The sequence below is a fragment of the Hymenobacter sp. BT559 genome (assembly GCF_016427535.1).
Classification (GTDB): Bacteria; Bacteroidota; Bacteroidia; order Cytophagales; family Hymenobacteraceae; genus Hymenobacter.
On the sequence record NZ_JAELXV010000004.1, the window covers coordinates 142,491 to 159,950 of the forward strand.

The window sequence follows — 17,460 nt, forward strand, 5'->3', positions numbered from 1 at the left end:
GAAAGAATTAGTCGGCGCTTTCCTTGCCTTTGCCCTTAGCCGTCAGGCGTCCCTGCGATACGGCCATCCAGTTGCAGAGTTGGTAAAGCAGGCGGGCGCCTACAATGCCGTTCCACTCACTGTCGCCGGGCGCTACCTCATTCAAGTCGAGGCCGATGATGGTGCGGCCCGAGCGCACTACCTGGCGCAGCAGATAGGTGGCTTCTTCAAACTCCAGGCCTCCGGGCACAGGCGTGCCAGTACCGGGGCACAGCTTGGGGTCGAGGCCGTCGATGTCGAAGCTGATGTACACCTTCTGCGGAAGCTGCGCGATGATTTTACCACAAACCTTCTTCCACGACTTCTTCACAAACTTCTCTTCGCTCAGGAAGCGCTGGCCAAAAATGGCCACCCGGCCCACCGAATGCTCGATGAGGTCGGCCTCTTGCTGGCACATATCCCGGATGCCCACCTGCACTAGTTTCTTCACCTGCGGCAGTTGCAGAGCGTTGTACATAATGCTGGCGTGCGAATATTTAAAGCCTTCGTACGCCGGGCGCAGGTCGCAGTGGGCGTCGAACTGCAGGATGCCAAACCCTTCGGGGTGGCGCTCGGCCAGCGCGTGCAGGTACCCTAGGGGCGTGCTGTGGTCGCCGCCAAGCACGGCCACAGCCTTACCCGCATCGAGCAGGGCGCCGGTTTTTTGCTTGAGCCACTGCAGCAGTTTGTCGCCTTCGGCGTTGATGCGGCTTGTGGCGGGGCCGTGCAGGGTGGCTTCGGCGGCGGGCTGGCCGTTTTCGAGCCAGCCAATGTAGCCAGATGCCAGCGGCCGCAGGTCGCGGCTGGTCTGGGCAATCACCTCGTCTTCCTCTTCCATAGCCAGACCTAGCTTCCAGGCATCAGGCAGGTCGGGGTCGTAGAGGTCTACTTGCAGCGAGGCTTCGCGGATGGCTTCGGGGCCTTGCGCCGTGCCGGCGCGGTAGCTCACGGTTACTTCCCAGGGCACGGGCACTACTACTACCTGCGCTTCGTCGGGGGTAAAAGGTAGGCCAAATAAGCCGCCTGCCGCATCGCCCAAGGCATTAGGGTCAAAATTGGCTATTTTTTGAGCGCGAGAATCTGTTGACACGGGTAAAAAATAACACCAAGTGCCGGGCACTTGGTGGAGTGAAAAGTGAGCTTATAAATAGATAGAGCAAGTACCTAGGGGGCCAGCTACGCGCGGCGAACCGCTGCTAGGCAGCACTTTGCGTTTTCCCTAAAAAATCGTAGGTACGAATAATTTCCAGAATCTTTTCGAAGGTAGCCCGGTCGAAAAACAGCATGAGTGGAAGCTCTACCGAGTTGTTTTTGTCTGAGAACTGGGTAATAACCGAAAAAATCAGTGGCTGCAACGTGTCGGGGTCCGGCATTAAGCTATGCAAAGCCGTTGACAAGTCGCCAGTTGGCGTGAGGGGTGGTGCTCCGTAAATATTTGCCTTCAGAATGTTAGCCAACTGGGTCACCAGTGCTCCCGTAATGATATTGCTGATTTCCAACAGTAACGACTCCTGCAACTCATTAAGCTGCAAGGAATCGGGCACTTGCATGCGCAGGCAGACCTTGGACAGCCGCTGAATGTGCTGGCCCGAGAAGAACATAAACGTCGACCCGTTAAAATCGCCTCTGATGTCGCTTTGAATGGCTACGTAGCGCGCCTGGTACTCGCGCACCCGCCCAATGATATCGGTGCTCGGTAGCAAGTCTAAGTTAGGAACTTCCAGCATCACCCGCTCCTGCGCAATCACTGCGAAGCTATCGGCCGCACGTGCTAGGCCAATATTGAGAATTTCGCGGATAATGTCGCGTTCCAATTCATTCATTAAGACACTCATAACATTCTAGGCATAGAAGCAGCAAGCATAGCCTGCGCGGTACTTACGAAAGCAAGTGAAAAGCGGCTGAAGTCAGGGCCGTTTAGTTAGAAACAAGCGGGTGAGAGCGGGCACATCGAGCACTAAGCATAGCTGCCCGCTGCCCAGCAGCGTAACGCCCCCGAACAAGTCTATTGTGTCGAGCGGCTTACTCAAGGGTTTGACAACGATATTTTGCTGACGCAGGAAACGGTCTACTATCAACCCCAGGCGGCGGTTGTTGTAGCTCACCACCAGCACCTGGTGCAAGGTATCGTCGGCGGGGAGGTCGGCGCGGGTGGCGCGGGGCAAGGGCTCGTCGCCTTCCACATATAGCAGTTGGCGCAGGGGTACGAGGGGCACATTTTCTTCCTGCACGCGGGTCATGAGCAGGCCGCCCACGGCAAAAATCTCGTCGGCGTGTAGCGCCAGCACCGTATCGGTGTGTAGCAGCGGCACGGCGTAGGCACGGGCATCGAGCTCGACTAGCAAGGCGCCTTTTACGGCAATAGACGTGGGCAGCACCAGCGTAAACATGGTGCCCTTGCCTAGCTCCGAGCTCACGCGCAACTGGCCACCTAGGGAGTCGATAGCCAGTTTTACAACATCGAGACCTACGCCCCGACCCGAGATGTCAGTAATCTTTTCAGCCATCGAGAAGCCCGCTTCAAACAAGAGCATCCACACGCCTTCCTCATCGAGCAAGGCGGCGGCCTCGGCTGTTATCACGCCTTTGCGAATGGCTTTTTGGCGTACGGCCTCCGTGTCGATACCGCGGCCATCGTCCTGTATCTGAATCAGCACGTCGTCGCGCTCGGTAAGGGCCGAAATACGTAGCTGGCCCACCGCTGGCTTGCCAGCGGCTACGCGGGTAGCAGCATCTTCAAGGCCGTGGCTGACGCCATTGCGCACGATGTGCAGCAGCGCATCAGTGATGAGCTGCAACACATTGCGGTCAATCTGCACGTCTTGCCCGGCCAGCGTCAGCTCCACTTGCTTGTTTTCGGCCGCGGCCACGTCGCGCACCACCCTAGGAAACTTGTTGAGCAAAACTCCCGCACCTACCAGGCGCACATCCATCACGGAGTACTGCAAGTCGTCGGAAATGCGGAACAGGTGCTGGGCGGTGGTTTGCAGCGCCGCGTTGCCAAGCTCGGCGGCCAGGGTCAGAATGCGGTCGCGGTCAATGACCAGTTCCCCCACCAGATTCAACAAGTTGTCGAGCTTCTTAACCGGGATGTATACCAAGTCCGATAGCTCCAGCTTGCGGCCAGCGTCGGCGTCAGCTTCCTCGGTAGTTTGTTCTGGAGCGGCCTGCACGGGCTCCTCTCCCCGAATAAGCCGGTCGAGGTTGTCAAGCAGTACGTGGGCATCTGCCGATTCTTGGCCGGCACCCACGGCCCGAATCATATTGCCTAGGGTATCTACGGCCCCAAAGGTGAGCTGTACCAGCGAGCCGGTGAAGGTGCGCTCCTGCCCCCGAATCTGCCCGAAGAGGGTTTCCATTTTGTGGGCCACCTCCCCCATATCCACAAACCCCATGGCTCGGGCATTGGCCTTGAGGTTGTGCATAAGCCGGAAGAGCTCGTTGAGCGCCTCCGTGTCCTGCGGATTGCGCTCGAGCTCGCTCAGGTGGCGCGACATGGCGTCGTAGTATTCCAACGCCTCGGCCATGAACAGCTCCCGGTATTCCTGGTCGCGTGATTTCATAGCCGGTTGAGTAGTGCTTTGCGCGGGCTAGCTGGTAGCGGGCTTCTGGCTAGCCTATGCGCGCCCCGCCTACCGGCCGGGGGCGCCCCAACCGGCCAGCAAAGGCCCGATAGCAAACTAGCAGTAGACATCAGCAACAACACGATGCAGAAGAAGTAGATAAAACTCAGCTATTAGGCTGGTAATGAGGCTACGATATACAGCGAACCTAGGCGCGGGGGCCGTCGCCCTGTAAGGCACCACCTACTATTTCGAGCACACGCTCTTCCGAAAAGGGCTTCACGATGTAAGCCAGCGCCCCATTTTCAATGGCCTCGTTTACAATGGTTTCTTGGCCTACGGCCGAGCACATTACTACTTTGGCATCGGGCTGCTGCTGGCGAATGCCTTTGAGCACGTCGAGCCCCGTGTTGTCGGGCAGAATTACATCGAGGGTGATGAGGTCGGGCGTGGTAGCCACGGCCATTTCCAGCGCCTGCTGGCCGTTGGCGGCTTCGCCCACTACGTCGTAGCCGGCGTCGGTGAGCATATTTTTGAGCATCGTCCGCATATAGAACGAGTCGTCGACGATGAGAATGCGCTTATTCATGAAGCTGTACTTGGGATAAAGAGAAAGCGGTGGGAGGCTGGTGGCACAAGGCCACGCGGGCTCTCTACGGCTTTTCGGGCGGGGTGGGTGCGTTCGGGGCCTCATCGGCCTTAGCAGCAGGGGGCTCAACTCGCCCAGGCAGGCGCATTATCTCACTAGGAGTTAATAGCTTAGCCATATCTAATACAATAATAACCCCTTCGCTATCGGGCAGCTTAGCAATGCCTTCGAGGTACTTATCGCGCTGGCCGCTGTCTTGCACAAACTCGGGAGCCGGCTCGATGAGGCTAACCGGAATGGTGAGGGGGCGCGGCACCTCGCGCACCATCAGCCCTAGGGTGTAGTCGGCAGCCTCCACGGCCAAAGTGTAAGAAAAGTCGGGCACGGGCCGACCAGCCGGCCGCAGCTGAAACCGCTCTTCCAGGTCTACGATAGCGATGATGTCGCCCCGCAGGTTGGCAATGCCCTTGATAAAAGGCGGTGTTTTGGGCATTTTCACCACTTCGGGTGTCACCGTTACCTCCTTCACCTGCTCGATGCGAATGCCGTAGTCCTCGTCGCCCAGCCGAAAAACGATGAGCTGGACCACGGCTTCGGGTGCTACCGGGGCCGCGCGCCGCGAACCGGGTGCCGCAGAAGAATCAGCCATATATAGTTACGTACTTCCTAGGTTAGGCCTAGGTGCCTACCTCCGTGGGGTAGGCACCTAGGCAGCATTGCATTAGTTTTTCGAGCGAGCTTTAGTGGCGCGCGGGTGCGCAGCTTTAGCCGGAGTGGTGGGGGCGGGCTCTTCGGCCGCCGGGGCCGGAGTAGCTGCCTTTGCGCGGCGGCGCGGCGGCGCAGCAGCCGCCTGCGGCTCAGGAGCCGGCGCAGCCACGGCGGTAGCGGCGGGCTTGCGCATTGGCCGGTTGGGGCGGGCAGTAGCCATTGGAGCCGCCTGACCATTAGGGGCGGGTGCACTGGTATTAGCAGTGCCATAGCCTAGGGCACCACGCCCTGGCTGCGGGCGGGTGCTCGTCGGGGCGGGTGCCGCTGGGGCAACGGCGGGCGCCACTGGGCGCCGCACCAAACGACGCGGCAGGGGCTCGGGTTCCGGCTCTGGTTCGGGCTCGTAATATTCCACGAGCTGGAAGGTTTCGAGGCCGCCTTGCAGGTCGTCGGCAATGTCGGAGAGGCGCTGCGACGAGCTTACCAGCTCTTGCATCGAGGTCGAGAGCTGGCGGGCCGTGCCAGCCACCTGCTGGGTGCCGGTAGCCGTTTGCTCAGCAATGGCTACCACCTCTTCCACGTACTTCACTACGTCACCAATCGACGTTTGCTGCTGGGCCGTGGCCGTGAGAATGTCGCGCGACGTACGCAACGTTTCGCCGCTACTAGTCGCAATATTCTTAAAGGCCGTGCTGGCTTCAAACGTAGCATTTTTGCCCTTGAGTACCCGGCTTTCCATGGCGCTGATGGCCGCCGCAGCGCTAGTTGTATCCTTGCGAACGTCCTCAACGAGCGTCGCGATTTCACTGGCCGACTTGCGCGAGCCTTCGGCCAGCTTGCGGATTTCTTCGGCTACTACGGCAAAGCCACGACCAGCTTCGCCAGCGCGAGCCGCTTCGATGGCGGCGTTGAGGGCCAGCAGGTTGGTTTGCGAGGCAATGTCCGTAATCACGCCCAGCGACTTGCTGATTTCCTGCGAGCGCGTACTGAGTACTTCGATGGTACGCGAAGTCTGAGTGGCAGCACCGGAGATTTCCTCCATGTTCTTCACCACTTCGGCCACCGTTTTCAGACCCTGCTGCGAGCTTTGCTCACCCATGATAGCCGACTTGTTCACCACGTCGGCTTTGTTGGCCGTTTCGCGGGTGGCCGTCATGATTTCCTCAATCAGCTTAAAGGCCTGGTCGGTCTTGAGAGCCTGGTTTTGGGCACCTTCGGCCATCTGCTGCATGGCCAGGGCCACGTCAACCGTTACTCGGCTCATTTCCTGGCCTTTGTCCACCATCTCTTCCGAAGAAGTACCCACTACTTGCGCCGAATCGTTGATTTCGCCAAGTAGCGTGTTAAGGTTTTCCACGGCTAGGTTCAGCGAGTTCGACATCGAAAGAATGTCGCCCGTCGTCTGAATCTCTACGAGCTGCGTCAGGTCGCCCTCCGACATAGCCTGCACCACGCGGCTCACTTCCAACACTGGCAGGCCGATGCTTTCGATGAGCGCATTCAGGGTATCTACCAGCTCTTTCCACGAGCCCGATACGCCGCCCACCGTGGCGCGCTCGGTCAGTTTGCCCTCGGCACCCGCTACGCGGGCCACACGGCTTACCTCTGAGGCTAGGCGGTTGAGGTCATCCACCATCAGGTTGATGGTTTGAGCTAGGTCGGCTACCTCACCGGCGGCCTCTAGGGTCAACTTCTGCGTCAAGTCTCCTTGGCTTACCGCCGTCACGATTTTTACGATACCCCGCACCTGCGTGGTGAGGTTAGTAGCCATCGTGTTTACGTTGTCGGTCAGGTCTTTCCACACGCCGCTCACATTGGGTACTTCGGCTTGGCCGCCGAGTTGGCCTTCGGTGCCTACTTCTACGGCCACGCGAGTTACCTCGCCAGCGAAGATGTTGAGCGAGTCCACCATCTGGTTGATGTTGTCCTTGAGGTCGAGCAGCTCGCCGCGCACATCTACCGACACCTTTTGCGAGAGGTCACCGCGGGCTACGGCCGTGGTCACGTTGGCAATGTCGCGCACTTGGCTCGTGAGCGAGGCGGCCATGGTGTTCACGTTGTCCGTTAGGTCTTTCCAAGTACCTTTCACGCCTGGCACGTTGGCCTGGCCACCGAGTTTGCCTTCGGTGCCCACCTCGCGGGCCACGCGGGTTACTTCGTCGCCAAATACGTTCAGCGAGTCCACCATCTGGTTGAGGTTCTCCTTGAGCTGCAAGAGCTCGCCACGCACGTTCACGGTGATTTTCTGGCTCAAGTCGCCGCGGGCTACCGCCGTGGCCACGTTGGCGATGTCTCGTACCTGCGAGGTCAGGTTCGAGGCCATTGTGTTTACGTTGTCCGTCAGCTCTTTCCAAGTGCCCGATACACGAGGCACATTAGCCTGGCCACCTAGGATGCCTTCGGTACCCACTTCGCGGGCCACGCGGGTTACCTCGCCGGCGAAGATGTTGAGCGAGTCCACCATCTGATTAAGGATGTTTTTCAGGTCGAGAATCTCGCCCTGCACATCCACCGTCATCTTCTGGCTCAGGTCACCACGCGCTACCGCGGTAGCCACGTTGGCAATGTCACGCACCTGCGAGGTCAGGTTGGCTGCCATCGTGTTTACGTTGTCCGTCAGCTCTTTCCAGGTACCACCTACCCTAGGCACTACGGCCTGGCCACCTAGTTTCCCTTCGGTACCTACTTCGCGGGCCACGCGGGTTACTTCGTCGCCGAACACGTTCAGCGAGTCCACCATCTGGTTCAGAATATTCTTCAGCTCCAGAATCTCACCCTTCACGTTCACCGTCATCTTCTGGCTCAGGTCACCACGCGCTACGGCCGTGGCCACGTTAGCAATATCGCGCACCTGAGAGGTCAGGTTGGCAGCCATATTGTTCACGTTGTCGGTCAGGTCCTTCCAAGTGCCCGATACGCCGGGCACGTTGGCCTGACCGCCGAGCTTTCCTTCAGTGCCTACGTCGAGGGCCACGCGCGTCACCTCACCCGCAAACAGGTTGAGCGAGTCCACCATCTGGTTGAGGTTCTGCTTGAGTTGGAGTAGCTCGCCCTTCAACTCTACGGTCACCTTCTGCGAGAGGTCGCCACGGGCTACGGCCGTGGCCACGTTGGCGATGTCACGCACCTGCGAGGTCAGGTTCGAAGCCATCGTATTCACGTTGTCCGTCAGCTCTTTCCACACGCCCCCCACGTTGGGCACCACCGCTTGGCCACCTAGGCGGCCCTCGGTGCCCACTTCCTGCGCCACGCGGCTTACCTCGCCTGCGAAGACGTTGAGGTTGTCGATGGTGCGGTTGATGGTTTCGGCCATCAGCTTAAAGTCGCCCGATACCGGAATCTGGAAGCTCTCATCGAGGTTGCCCCGACTGATGTTTTTCAGCACTTTACCTACTTCCAACACCGGCACTGCAATGCTATCCACCAGACCGTTGATGTTGTTGAGCATGTCGCGCCAGAAGCCAGCCGCTCCGTCGGCCGAGGCACGGGCCTTGAGGTTGCCCTCTACACCGGCCACTTTCGAGATGCGCGACACCTCGCCCCCTACCCCGCCTATCATCTCTACCATCGAGTTGTAGGCTTCGGCGATTTCCGAGAAAATATCGTCGTTCTGCTTGGTCAGGCGTACCGATACGTCGCCTTTTTTGAAGGCGTCGAGCGCGAAAAGCACGCGGTTGAGCTGTTCATTGACGTAGTCAGAATCCTGGGTCGAGCTGGCATTGACACGGCGCGCGTCACGCTTGCGCGTGCTATCGCCACGTCCGGCACTAAGCGCAGGGGGCGCAGTAGTTACCTCCGCCGCGCCATCGACTTCGGGTAACTCAGAATTTCTTTTGGCAGTAGCCATATAATAAGGACAACGGGAAAGCTGGGCCCGCGGGGCCCGGCTGGTGGGGTTTGGCAAAAGTATAACAACGGCGCGGCTTGCCAAGGCGCGCCGCCTAGGGTACGTTTTTAAATCGGGTGCGGCGAAGCGTGCATCTTTGCCCCCGTTTTCAACTTTTCGGCCGGGCGCAACGTTCTTCGCACCGAGAACAAACTTGCTACCCGTCTTTTTCCCGCCTGCATGGTCAAGAATTTAGTTATCGTCGAGTCGCCCGCCAAAGCCAAGACCATTGAGGGCTACCTCGGTCAAGACTTTGTAGTGCGCTCCAGCTACGGGCACGTCCGCGACCTGCCTAAGGACAACAACGCCGTCGATATTGCCAATGGTTTCAAGCCGACCTACGTGGTGGATGCCGACAAGCGCGAGCTGATTTCGCAGCTAAAGAAGCTGGCCAAAGAAGCCGAAACTGTGTGGCTGGCGAGTGACGATGACCGCGAGGGCGAAGCCATTTCCTGGCACCTTTCCGAAACCCTTAACCTCAAGGCCGACAAGACGAAGCGCATTGTATTTCGCGAGATTACCAAGCCTGCGATTCTCAACGCTATTCAGCACCCGCGCGAGATAAACCTGGACCTAGTAAATGCCCAGCAGGCCCGCCGCGTGCTCGACCGCTTGGTGGGTTTCGAGCTGAGCCCCGTACTGTGGCGCAAGGTGAAAGCTGGCTTGTCGGCGGGCCGCGTGCAGAGCGTGGCGGTGCGCCTGGTGGTAGACCGCGAGCGCGAAATCAATCACCATAAATCGGCCAGCGCCTACCGCGTGGTGGCCCGCTTCGACGCCGGCCAGGGCACTACCCTAGAGGCCGAGCTGCCCGCTCGCTACAAAACCCGCGAAGAAGCTGAAGAATTTCTGACGCGCTGCATCGGGGCTACTTATAGCATTAATAGCCTCGATAAAAAACCTGGCAAGCGCAGCCCCGCCGCGCCGTTCACCACCTCGACCCTGCAGCAGGAAGCTTCGCGTAAGCTTGGGTTCTCGGTAGCCCAGACCATGACGGTGGCTCAGAAGCTGTATGAAGCCGGCCGCATCAGCTACATGCGTACCGACTCGGTGAACTTGAGTGAGGAAGCCCGCAAGGGTGCCCGCGAGGCCATCGAAGCGGCTTACGGCGCCGAGTACGTGCACGAGCGGCAGTTTAAAACCAAGTCGGCCTCGGCCCAGGAGGCGCACGAAGCCATCCGCCCCACCGATTTCAAGCAGGTAAAAGCCGGTGCCGACGCCTCAGAGCAGCGGCTGTACGACCTCATTCGCAAGCGCGCCATGGGCTCGCAAATGGCTGATGCGCAGATTGAGCGCACCACGGCCGTTATCGGCATCAGCACCCAGCCAGGCACTACGTTCTCGGCTACGGGCGAGGTCATCACGTTTGAGGGCTTCCTGAAAGCCTACGCCGAAAGTAAGGATGATGAAGACCAGCCCGCCGATGGCGAAAGCTCGTTCTCGCGCGGCCTACCGCCCCTGAGTGTGGGTCAAAACCTGCCCCTGCAAACCCTGACCGCCACCGAGCGCTTCTCGACCCCGCCCGCCCGCTACACCGAGGCTTCGCTGGTAAAGAAGCTAGAGGAAATGGGCATCGGCCGCCCCAGCACCTACGCTCCTACCATCAGCATCGTGCAAAAGCGCGGCTACGTGGAAAAGGATTCGCGCGAAGGCAAAGAGCGTAAGATTTACGCCTTGGCGCTGGTTGGCAATGAGGTGAAGACTGAGCAGCGCACCGAAACCTACGGCGCTGACAAAGCCAAGCTTTTCCCAACCGATACAGCCTTAGTAGTCAATGACTTTCTGGTGGAGCATTTCCCTGCTATCGTAGACTTTCAGTTCACGGCCAAGGTAGAAGATGAGTTTGACCAAATTGCCAACGGCCACGAAGACTGGGGCCATATGCTAGCCGGCTTCTACGAGCCCTTCCACAAGAGCGTGGAGCGTGGCCAAGACATTGAGCGCAGCACCCTAGGTAGCACGCGCGAAATAGGGGTTCACCCCGAAACCGGCGAAAAAATAACCGCTCGGCTCGGCAAATACGGCCCCTATGTGGCCCTAGGTGATACGGAAGGCGAAACCAAGCCCGCCTACGCCAACCTGCGCAAAGGCCAGTTTATCGAAACCATCACCCTCGAAGAGGCGCTGGACTTGTTTAAGCTGCCCCGCGTGGTAGGCGAGTTTGAGGGCAAGGACATGACGGCCGCCCTAGGTCGCTTCGGCCCCTACATTCGCCACGATAGCAAGTTCTATTCCTTGACTAAGGAGCAGGACCCGCACACCATTACGGGCGAAGAAGGCGTGACTCTCATCGAGGCCAAACGCAAAGCTGACGCCGAAAAGCTAATTAAGGATTTCCCGGAGAACCCCGATATTCAGGTACTAAACGGCCGCTTTGGTCCCTACATCGTGGCGGGCAAGAAGAACGTGAAGATTCCGAAGGGGGAAGAACCTACCGAGCTCACGCTAGAGCGCTGCCTCGAGCTAGCTGCCGCCACCCCCGACAAGCCCGCCAAAGGTGGCCGCTTTGGCAAAAAAGCCACCGCTGAGAAGCCCGAAAAAGAAGCTGACGCCCCGGCTAAAAAAGCGGCCAAAGCCCCCAAGGAGCCAGCGGCCAAAAAGAAAGCTCCTGCCAAGAAAGCAGCCACTGCCAAAGCTCCTACCGCTAAAAAAGCAGCTGCCAAAAAATAAAATTGTCAGCCCCTGCCTATAAAAAAAGCCTCGCTTACTGCGAGGCTTTTTTTATACATATCCGACCCTAAGCGTCGTTGATGGGCTTTATTCACCGCATGAACTGTCTCTACGTGCTTAGCCTGCTGGCTACCACCCTAGGGCTGCTGCCAGCCGCCAACCAACCGTCGCAAGCGCCCCCACCAGCGGCCGCCCCTGCTTATCCGTGGTTGCTGGCCCCGCCGCTGGCGCAGCAGCTGACACGACGCTTTCCGCCGCCCGCGGGCTGCCGGCGCGTGGCAGTGGCTGGTGGCTCATGGGGCGCGTGGCTGCGCGAGCTACCACTGCGGCCAGCGGGCACCCCCGCCCGCCTCTACACGGGGCAGCTCAAAGACAACCAAGCAGTGGTAGCAGCAGTAATTGACATCGACCCGGGCAGTAAGGATTTGCAGCAGTGCGCCGACGCCGTAATCAGGCTACGGGCCGAATACTTATTTAGCCAGAACCACAATAAAATACACTTTCACCTGACGACTGGCTACGACGCTTGGTTTTCGGACTACGTAGCGGGCCACACCTTCCGGGTGCAGGGCGAACAGGTGTTGCCGGCGTCTAAACCAGTGGAAGCACCTACCCACGCGGCCCTAGGCCGCTATTTGCTGCCGGTGTTTGGCTACGCGGGCACGCTGTCGCTCAGCCGCGAGCTACGGCGAATTCTGGTAGAAGAAGCGCGGCCGGGCGACGTATTCATTCACGGCGGCCGGCCGGGTCATGCCGTGCTGGTAGTCGATGTGGCCGAACACCTACAAAGTGGCCAGCGCTACTTGATGCTGGCGCAGAGCTACATGCCGGCCCAAAACATCCACATCTTACGCAACACCGCCCAGCCGGCCCTAGGTGCGTGGTTTGCGGTGCCAGCGCCCGAAGCGCCACTCGTCGAAACACCCGAGTGGACCTTCGCCCGAACCGAGCTGGGCCGCTTCGACTAGCGGCGGCCCGCTGGCGGCCGCTACGCGCCGTAATTTGCGCTTTCTGGTAGTTTTCTTGCATGAATCTGTTTTCCTACGCCACCCTAGCCAGCTACGAATGGCAGCACCCGCGCCTGCTGCTGCTGCTGGGGCTGGTGCCGCTGCTGCCGTTACTGCGGGGGCTGCTGGCGCGCCGCCGGCGGCAGGTAGTGGTGGCCTTTGGTCCGGGCGGCATCCGGCGCGACTGGCGGGCGCTGCTGCGCTTCGTGCCCGATATCGTGCTCAGCCTCAGCCTTGCGCTGCTCGTGGTAGCCGGCGCCCGGCCCCAGCACCCGAGCGAGCACCTCACCCAAACAGGCCGCGGCATCGACATCATGCTGGCCATCGACGTATCGGCCAGTATGGAGCTGGAAGACCTGAAGCCCACGCGCCTCGAAGCGGCTAAGCGCTTGGCCCGCAGCTTTGTGCAGCAGCGGGCCGGCGACCGGCTCGGGCTCATTGCGTTTGCGGGGCAGGCCTATTCGGCCGTGCCGCTGACTACCGACTACGACCTGCTGCTCGACAACCTAGGGGGCCTGCGCCCCGGCCTCATTGCCGACGATGGCACGGCCATCGGCACGGCGCTAGGGGTGGCCATCAACCGCCTGCGCGAGTCGGCGGCCCGCTCCAAAGTGTGCCTGCTGCTCTCAGATGGCGAGAACACGGCCGGCAGCCTCGACCCGCTGCTGGCCGCGCAGCTAGCCCACGCCTATGGTATCCGGCTTTACACCATCGGGCTGGGCGAAGACGGCTTCGTGCCCTACGGCCGCGACTCGACCAGCGGCAAGCCCCGCTACGTGCAAACCCGCCTCGACGAAACCACCATGCGCCAGTTGGCGCAAGCGGCCGACGGGCAGTTTTTTCGGGCAACCGATAATGTCGCCTTGCGCCAGGTCTTCAGCGCTATCAGCAAGCTCGAAAAATCGGACATTCGCACCCAGCGCTACCGCAGCGTAGAAGACTTCTACCGCCCCTACCTAGGGTGGGGCCTCGTGCTGTGGCTGCTGTGGCTAGGGCTCAAAAGCACCTTTATGAGCAATGTGCTAGAAGATTAATTATAAGTGGTAAATGATTAGTTGTCAATGACTGAAAATTAACCATTAACCATTAACCATTAACCATTAACCATTAACCATTAACCATTAACCATTAACCATTAACCATTAACCATTATTGATAATGTCGATTGCTGAAAATATTGCGGCGATAGAAAAAACGCTCCAAGGCACCGCGGCCCGCCTAGTAGTGGTGACCAAGACGCACCCTGTTGAGCGCCTGCGCGAAGCCTATGCGGCGGGCGCCCGCCTCTTTGGCGAGAACCGGGTGCAGGAAATGGCCGCCAAGCAGCCCGAGCTACCGGCCGATGTAGAGTGGCATCAGATTGGGCAGTTGCAAACCAATAAGGTGAAGTACCTGGCCGCCTTCGTGCACACCGTGCAAAGCGTAGACAGCCTGCGCCTACTGCTGGAGCTTGACAAGCACGCCGCTCGCCACCAGCGCGTTATCAACGGCTTACTGCAATTTCACATTGCCCAGGAAGAAACCAAAACGGGGCTGAGCCTAGCCGAAGCCGAAGCCATACTGCAGGCGCCCGAGTACCAGGCTATGCGGCACGTGCGCCTCACCGGTGTCATGGGCATTGCTACCAACTCGCCAGATGAGGCCGTGGTGCGTGGTGAGTTTCAGCAGCTAAAACAGCATTTCGACTATCTCAAGCAGCGCTATTTTGCCGCTAGCGCCGACTTCCGCGAAATATCGATGGGCATGAGCGCCGACTACCCGCTGGCTGTGGCCGAGGGCAGCACCCTGGTGCGGGTAGGCAGCGCCATCTTCGGCAGCCGCGGCTAGCTTCTTTTATGGAGCATCACCTCACTATCCCGCGCACGGCCCGCTACGAGCAGTTGGGTGAGCTCTCGGCCGCTACGCGCCAGCTCTGGCTGGTAGCACATGGCTACGGGCAGTTGGCCGAGTATTTTAGCCGCCACTTTGAATCGGTGCAGGCCCTCGACCCGGAGGGCACCGTCATTGTAGCGCCCGAGGCGCTGTCGCGCTTTTACCGCAGCGGCACCAGCGGCTACGTGGGCGCCTCCTGGATGACCACCGCCGACCGCCTCGCCGAAATAGCCGACCAAGCCGCTTACCTCGACGCCTTGCTCGACCATCTGCTGCGCGCCTGCCCGCCCGACGTGCGCGTGACAGTACTTGGTTTTTCGCAGGGTACTGCCACCGTCAGCCGCTGGCTAGCGGGCAAAGCTGGCCATTGGCGCCCCCAGCACCTAGTGCTGTGGGCTGGTGATTTTCCGGCCGATATCGAAGCATCAGCCGCCCGGCAATTACTGCACGGCCTACCCGTGGTGCTGGTAAGCGGCGAGCTAGATGGCTACGTCAGCCCCGAGAAGCTACAAGCGCAAGCTGAGACCCTAGGAGCTTTCGGCGCGCAGCCAACCATACATAGCTTCGAGGGCAAGCACACGATTTACCCACCCTTGCTGCGGCAGCTGCACGCGGTTTTTGCATAACTTAGGCATTTATAAAATGCTGGGCTGCGCATAACAAAGGCCCCTTCGAGCAAGGAACACGCAGCACGTGCGCATCCTTGCTCGAAGGGGCCTTTATCTAACCTATGGGCCACTGCTTACGCCTCGCGGCGGACGGTAGCGGCGGCAGCCTGCGCCGCCGGGAAAATTATGACCTCGGCCAACTGCACGTGCGGCGGGCGTGTCACTATAAATTGAATAAGGTCGGCCACATCTTCGGCGCGCAGCGGCTGCACACCCTTATACACGTTGGCCGCTTTCTCTTCGTCGCCCTTAAAGCGAACCTCCGAAAACTCGGTTTCTACCATGCCCGGCGCCACTTCGGCCACCCGGATGCCCTTCGGTAGCAGGTCGATACGCATGGTGCGGGTAAGCATAGACACGGCCGCTTTAGAGGCGCAATACACGTTGCCGTTGGCGTAGGCCTCGTGGCCCGCAATAGAACCTAGGTTGACAATGAAGCCTCCTTCGCCCATGTGCGGCAGCACGGCCCGGCTCACGTAGAGCAGGCCCTTCACGTTGCCGTCCATCATGGCATCCCAGTCGGCCACGTCGCCCTCCTGAATGGGTGCCAGGCCGTGGGCGTTACCCGCATTATTAATGAGCACGTCGAGGTGCTGAAACTCGGCGGGCAGCTCGGCCACGGCCGCCTCTACGGCTGCCCGGTCGCGCACATCAAACGTCAGGATATGCACGGGCGTAGGAGCCACCGCCTGGGCTAGCTCTTCTAGCCGCTCGCGCCGCCGGCCAGTTACTACGAGCTGAAAGCCCGCTGCCGCCAGCGCCACAGCCGTGGCCCGGCCAATCCCCGAAGAAGCCCCCGTCACAAACGCCGTCTTTTTCATTTATTTACTAGGTATCAGTTAATAAGCTACAGATTCTTAAATAGGCCTAAGCTTACTCGATGTTCAAGTAAAGCGTCACGGTGTTAGTGCGCAGGCTTTGCAAGCTGTTGCTGTACGTATTGTCGCGCGGGGCCAAGATGTTGCGGAGCCCGTGCGAAAAACGCAGCTCGGGGCCGAACTTGAAGTAGGGGTAAAATAAATCTAGCCCGAAGCCATATTCCAGCAGCACATCGTTCCGATTGATGGTCAATTGGTTGATAGCCTGATTATTTTGGCGTTGCGTCACAGCGAAGCTAGGCTTGACACCGGCAATCATATACACCCGCGTATTGCGGCGTCGGTTAGACTGGTATTTGAGCAGCAGCGGCAGCTCTAGCTGGGTCGTGGCCACTTCCTGCGTGCGGATGGTATCGGGCCTGCCTACCCCCCGCCCCGTAAATTCGACGCTACGAGTTTCGAACCGCAGGCCGGGCGCAAAGCGCAAGTGAAAAGGCGTGTTGACGTTACCTAGGCGGATGTCACCGATAAAGCCAACGGCCAGGCCCGGGCTTATTATCGAATTAGCCGCGATGCCGCGGCCTTGCTGCAGGGCCTGCACATAGGCATCGGACTGCTCGATAAAAAAGCGCGAAAATGAAGGCGCGATATAGATGCCTGGCCGAAAAAACCGCTGGTTGTAATTCGACAGGTTTTCGACGGTGATGCCCTTAATCCGGCCTTTGCGGCTGCGGTCAATGGCGTCGCTACGCTTGCGTTGGGCCAGCGCCGGGCCAGCCAGCAGCAAGAGCCCTAGCACGGCAAGCAGGCTCCAGCGGTGGCGGCGTCCTATTTGCGAGCCGTGTAGATAGAGCTGATGCCGAACGTGAGGGGTTGCCATGCGGGAGAAGTAAAGCCGACGCGGCGCAGAATGGCCACGAAGTCGGCACCATCGGGGAATGCCTGCACCGATTCGGGCAGGTAAGTGTAGGCTGACTGGTCTTTAGAAATCACTTTCCCAAACACCGGCAGCACCCGACTAAAATAAAAGTTATAGGCTTGCTTGAGCGGAAACGCCGTGGGCTTGCTGAATTCTAGAATCACCAACTGGCCGCCCGGCCGCAGCACGCGACGCATTTCGGCCAGGCCACGCTCTAGGTGCGCAAAATTGCGCACGCCAAACGAAGCCGTTACGGCGTCAAATGTATTGTCTTCAAACGGTAGGTTTTCCGAATCGGCCTGCTCCAGTCGGATGCGGTGGCTCAGGTTTTTGGCGGCCAGCTTTTGGCGCCCCACTTCTAGCATACCGGCCGAAATATCAACGCCCGTCACGTGCGCCTCGGGGGCAGCAGCGCGCAGCGTTTCGATGGCAAAGTCGGCTGTGCCCGTGGCAATGTCCAAGATGCGGGCCGGCCGCAGGGCCTTGAGTTCATCCACGGCCTTGCGGCGCCAATAGATGTCGGTGCCTACGCTCAGGAAATGGTTCAGGAAGTCATACTTCCCGGCGATGCTGTCAAACATCCGCGCCACCTGCGTTTTCTTATCGGCGGCGTCTTCTTTGTAGGGTACTACGGCCATAGTTTTCGGAGTGCAAAGAACGGCATACGGCCGCACAAAATTGTGATACGCGGCCCGAAGCTTTCGCAGCGGCCTAGGTTGGCACAGTTACGTAGCCAGAAGCCTTG

The 17,460-nt window shown here is 59.5% G+C and carries 14 protein-coding genes; 5 read left to right on the plus strand and 9 right to left on the minus strand.

All coding sequences use genetic code 11. From position 1 onward, the window contains the following. Positions 1 to 7: 7 nt before the first annotated feature. From JAO77_RS15110 to JAO77_RS15135, 6 genes are all read right to left on the minus strand, one after another. Entirely contained in the window at positions 8 to 1,108 is a 1,101-nt protein-coding gene (locus JAO77_RS15110; protein WP_198991210.1) for an agmatinase family protein, read from the minus strand. 106 nt (positions 1,109 to 1,214) lie between these two features. After that, entirely contained in the window at positions 1,215 to 1,841 is a 627-nt protein-coding gene (locus JAO77_RS15115) for a chemotaxis protein CheC (RefSeq protein WP_198991211.1), read from the minus strand. A gap of 84 nt (positions 1,842 to 1,925) precedes the next feature. Further along, entirely contained in the window at positions 1,926 to 3,581 is a 1,656-nt protein-coding gene (locus tag JAO77_RS15120) for a chemotaxis protein CheA (protein WP_198991212.1), read from the minus strand. 208 nt (positions 3,582 to 3,789) lie between these two features. Continuing rightward, positions 3,790 to 4,170: a response regulator gene (locus JAO77_RS15125; protein ID WP_144843900.1), complete on the minus strand. Its 381-nt coding sequence runs from the start codon at positions 4,168 to 4,170 to the stop codon at positions 3,790 to 3,792. A gap of 64 nt (positions 4,171 to 4,234) precedes the next feature. Further along, a complete protein-coding gene (locus JAO77_RS15130; RefSeq protein WP_198991213.1) occupies positions 4,235 to 4,819 on the minus strand; it encodes a chemotaxis protein CheW in 585 nt (194 codons plus the stop codon). A 72-nt stretch (positions 4,820 to 4,891) separates the two neighbouring features. Further along, entirely contained in the window at positions 4,892 to 8,725 is a 3,834-nt protein-coding gene (locus JAO77_RS15135; protein ID WP_198991215.1) for a HAMP domain-containing protein, read from the minus strand. Positions 8,726 to 8,944: 219 nt separating this feature from the next. Here JAO77_RS15135 and topA point away from each other — a divergent pair, with 219 nt between their 5' ends. The 5 genes from topA to JAO77_RS15160 all read left to right on the plus strand — a co-directional run bounded on the left by topA (position 8,945) and on the right by JAO77_RS15160 (position 14,936). After that, a complete protein-coding gene (gene topA, locus JAO77_RS15140) occupies positions 8,945 to 11,431 on the plus strand; it encodes a type I DNA topoisomerase (protein WP_198991216.1) in 2,487 nt (828 codons plus the stop codon). 98 nt (positions 11,432 to 11,529) lie between these two features. Further along, a complete protein-coding gene (locus JAO77_RS15145) occupies positions 11,530 to 12,399 on the plus strand; it encodes a DUF4846 domain-containing protein (protein ID WP_198991218.1) in 870 nt (289 codons plus the stop codon). Positions 12,400 to 12,458: 59 nt separating this feature from the next. Beyond that, a complete protein-coding gene (locus JAO77_RS15150) occupies positions 12,459 to 13,472 on the plus strand; it encodes a VWA domain-containing protein (RefSeq protein ID WP_198991219.1) in 1,014 nt (337 codons plus the stop codon). 124 nt (positions 13,473 to 13,596) lie between these two features. Continuing rightward, entirely contained in the window at positions 13,597 to 14,265 is a 669-nt protein-coding gene (locus JAO77_RS15155) for a YggS family pyridoxal phosphate-dependent enzyme (RefSeq protein ID WP_198991221.1), read from the plus strand. Positions 14,266 to 14,273: 8 nt separating this feature from the next. Next, positions 14,274 to 14,936, plus strand: a complete 663-nt coding sequence (locus JAO77_RS15160; protein ID WP_198991222.1) for an alpha/beta hydrolase — start codon at positions 14,274 to 14,276, stop codon at positions 14,934 to 14,936. Positions 14,937 to 15,052: 116 nt separating this feature from the next. On the opposite strand, the gene JAO77_RS15165 is transcribed toward JAO77_RS15160, so the two are convergent. Genes JAO77_RS15165 through ubiE form a run of 3 tightly spaced genes read right to left on the minus strand, consistent with a single transcriptional unit; the run spans position 15,053 to position 17,353 of the window. Next, the gene (locus JAO77_RS15165) at positions 15,053 to 15,799 is read right to left on the minus strand and encodes an SDR family NAD(P)-dependent oxidoreductase (RefSeq protein WP_198991224.1); all 747 of its coding nucleotides are present in this window, start codon (positions 15,797 to 15,799) and stop codon (positions 15,053 to 15,055) included. A gap of 52 nt (positions 15,800 to 15,851) precedes the next feature. Beyond that, positions 15,852 to 16,676, minus strand: coding sequence for a type IX secretion/gliding motility protein PorT/SprT (porT, locus tag JAO77_RS15170; protein ID WP_198991226.1), 825 nt, complete (start codon positions 16,674 to 16,676; stop codon positions 15,852 to 15,854). Continuing rightward, positions 16,625 to 17,353, minus strand: a complete 729-nt coding sequence (gene ubiE, locus JAO77_RS15175; protein ID WP_198991227.1) for a bifunctional demethylmenaquinone methyltransferase/2-methoxy-6-polyprenyl-1,4-benzoquinol methylase UbiE — start codon at positions 17,351 to 17,353, stop codon at positions 16,625 to 16,627. Before ubiE ends, porT begins: the two co-directional genes overlap by 52 nt. Between the last annotated feature and the right edge of the window lie 107 nt (positions 17,354 to 17,460).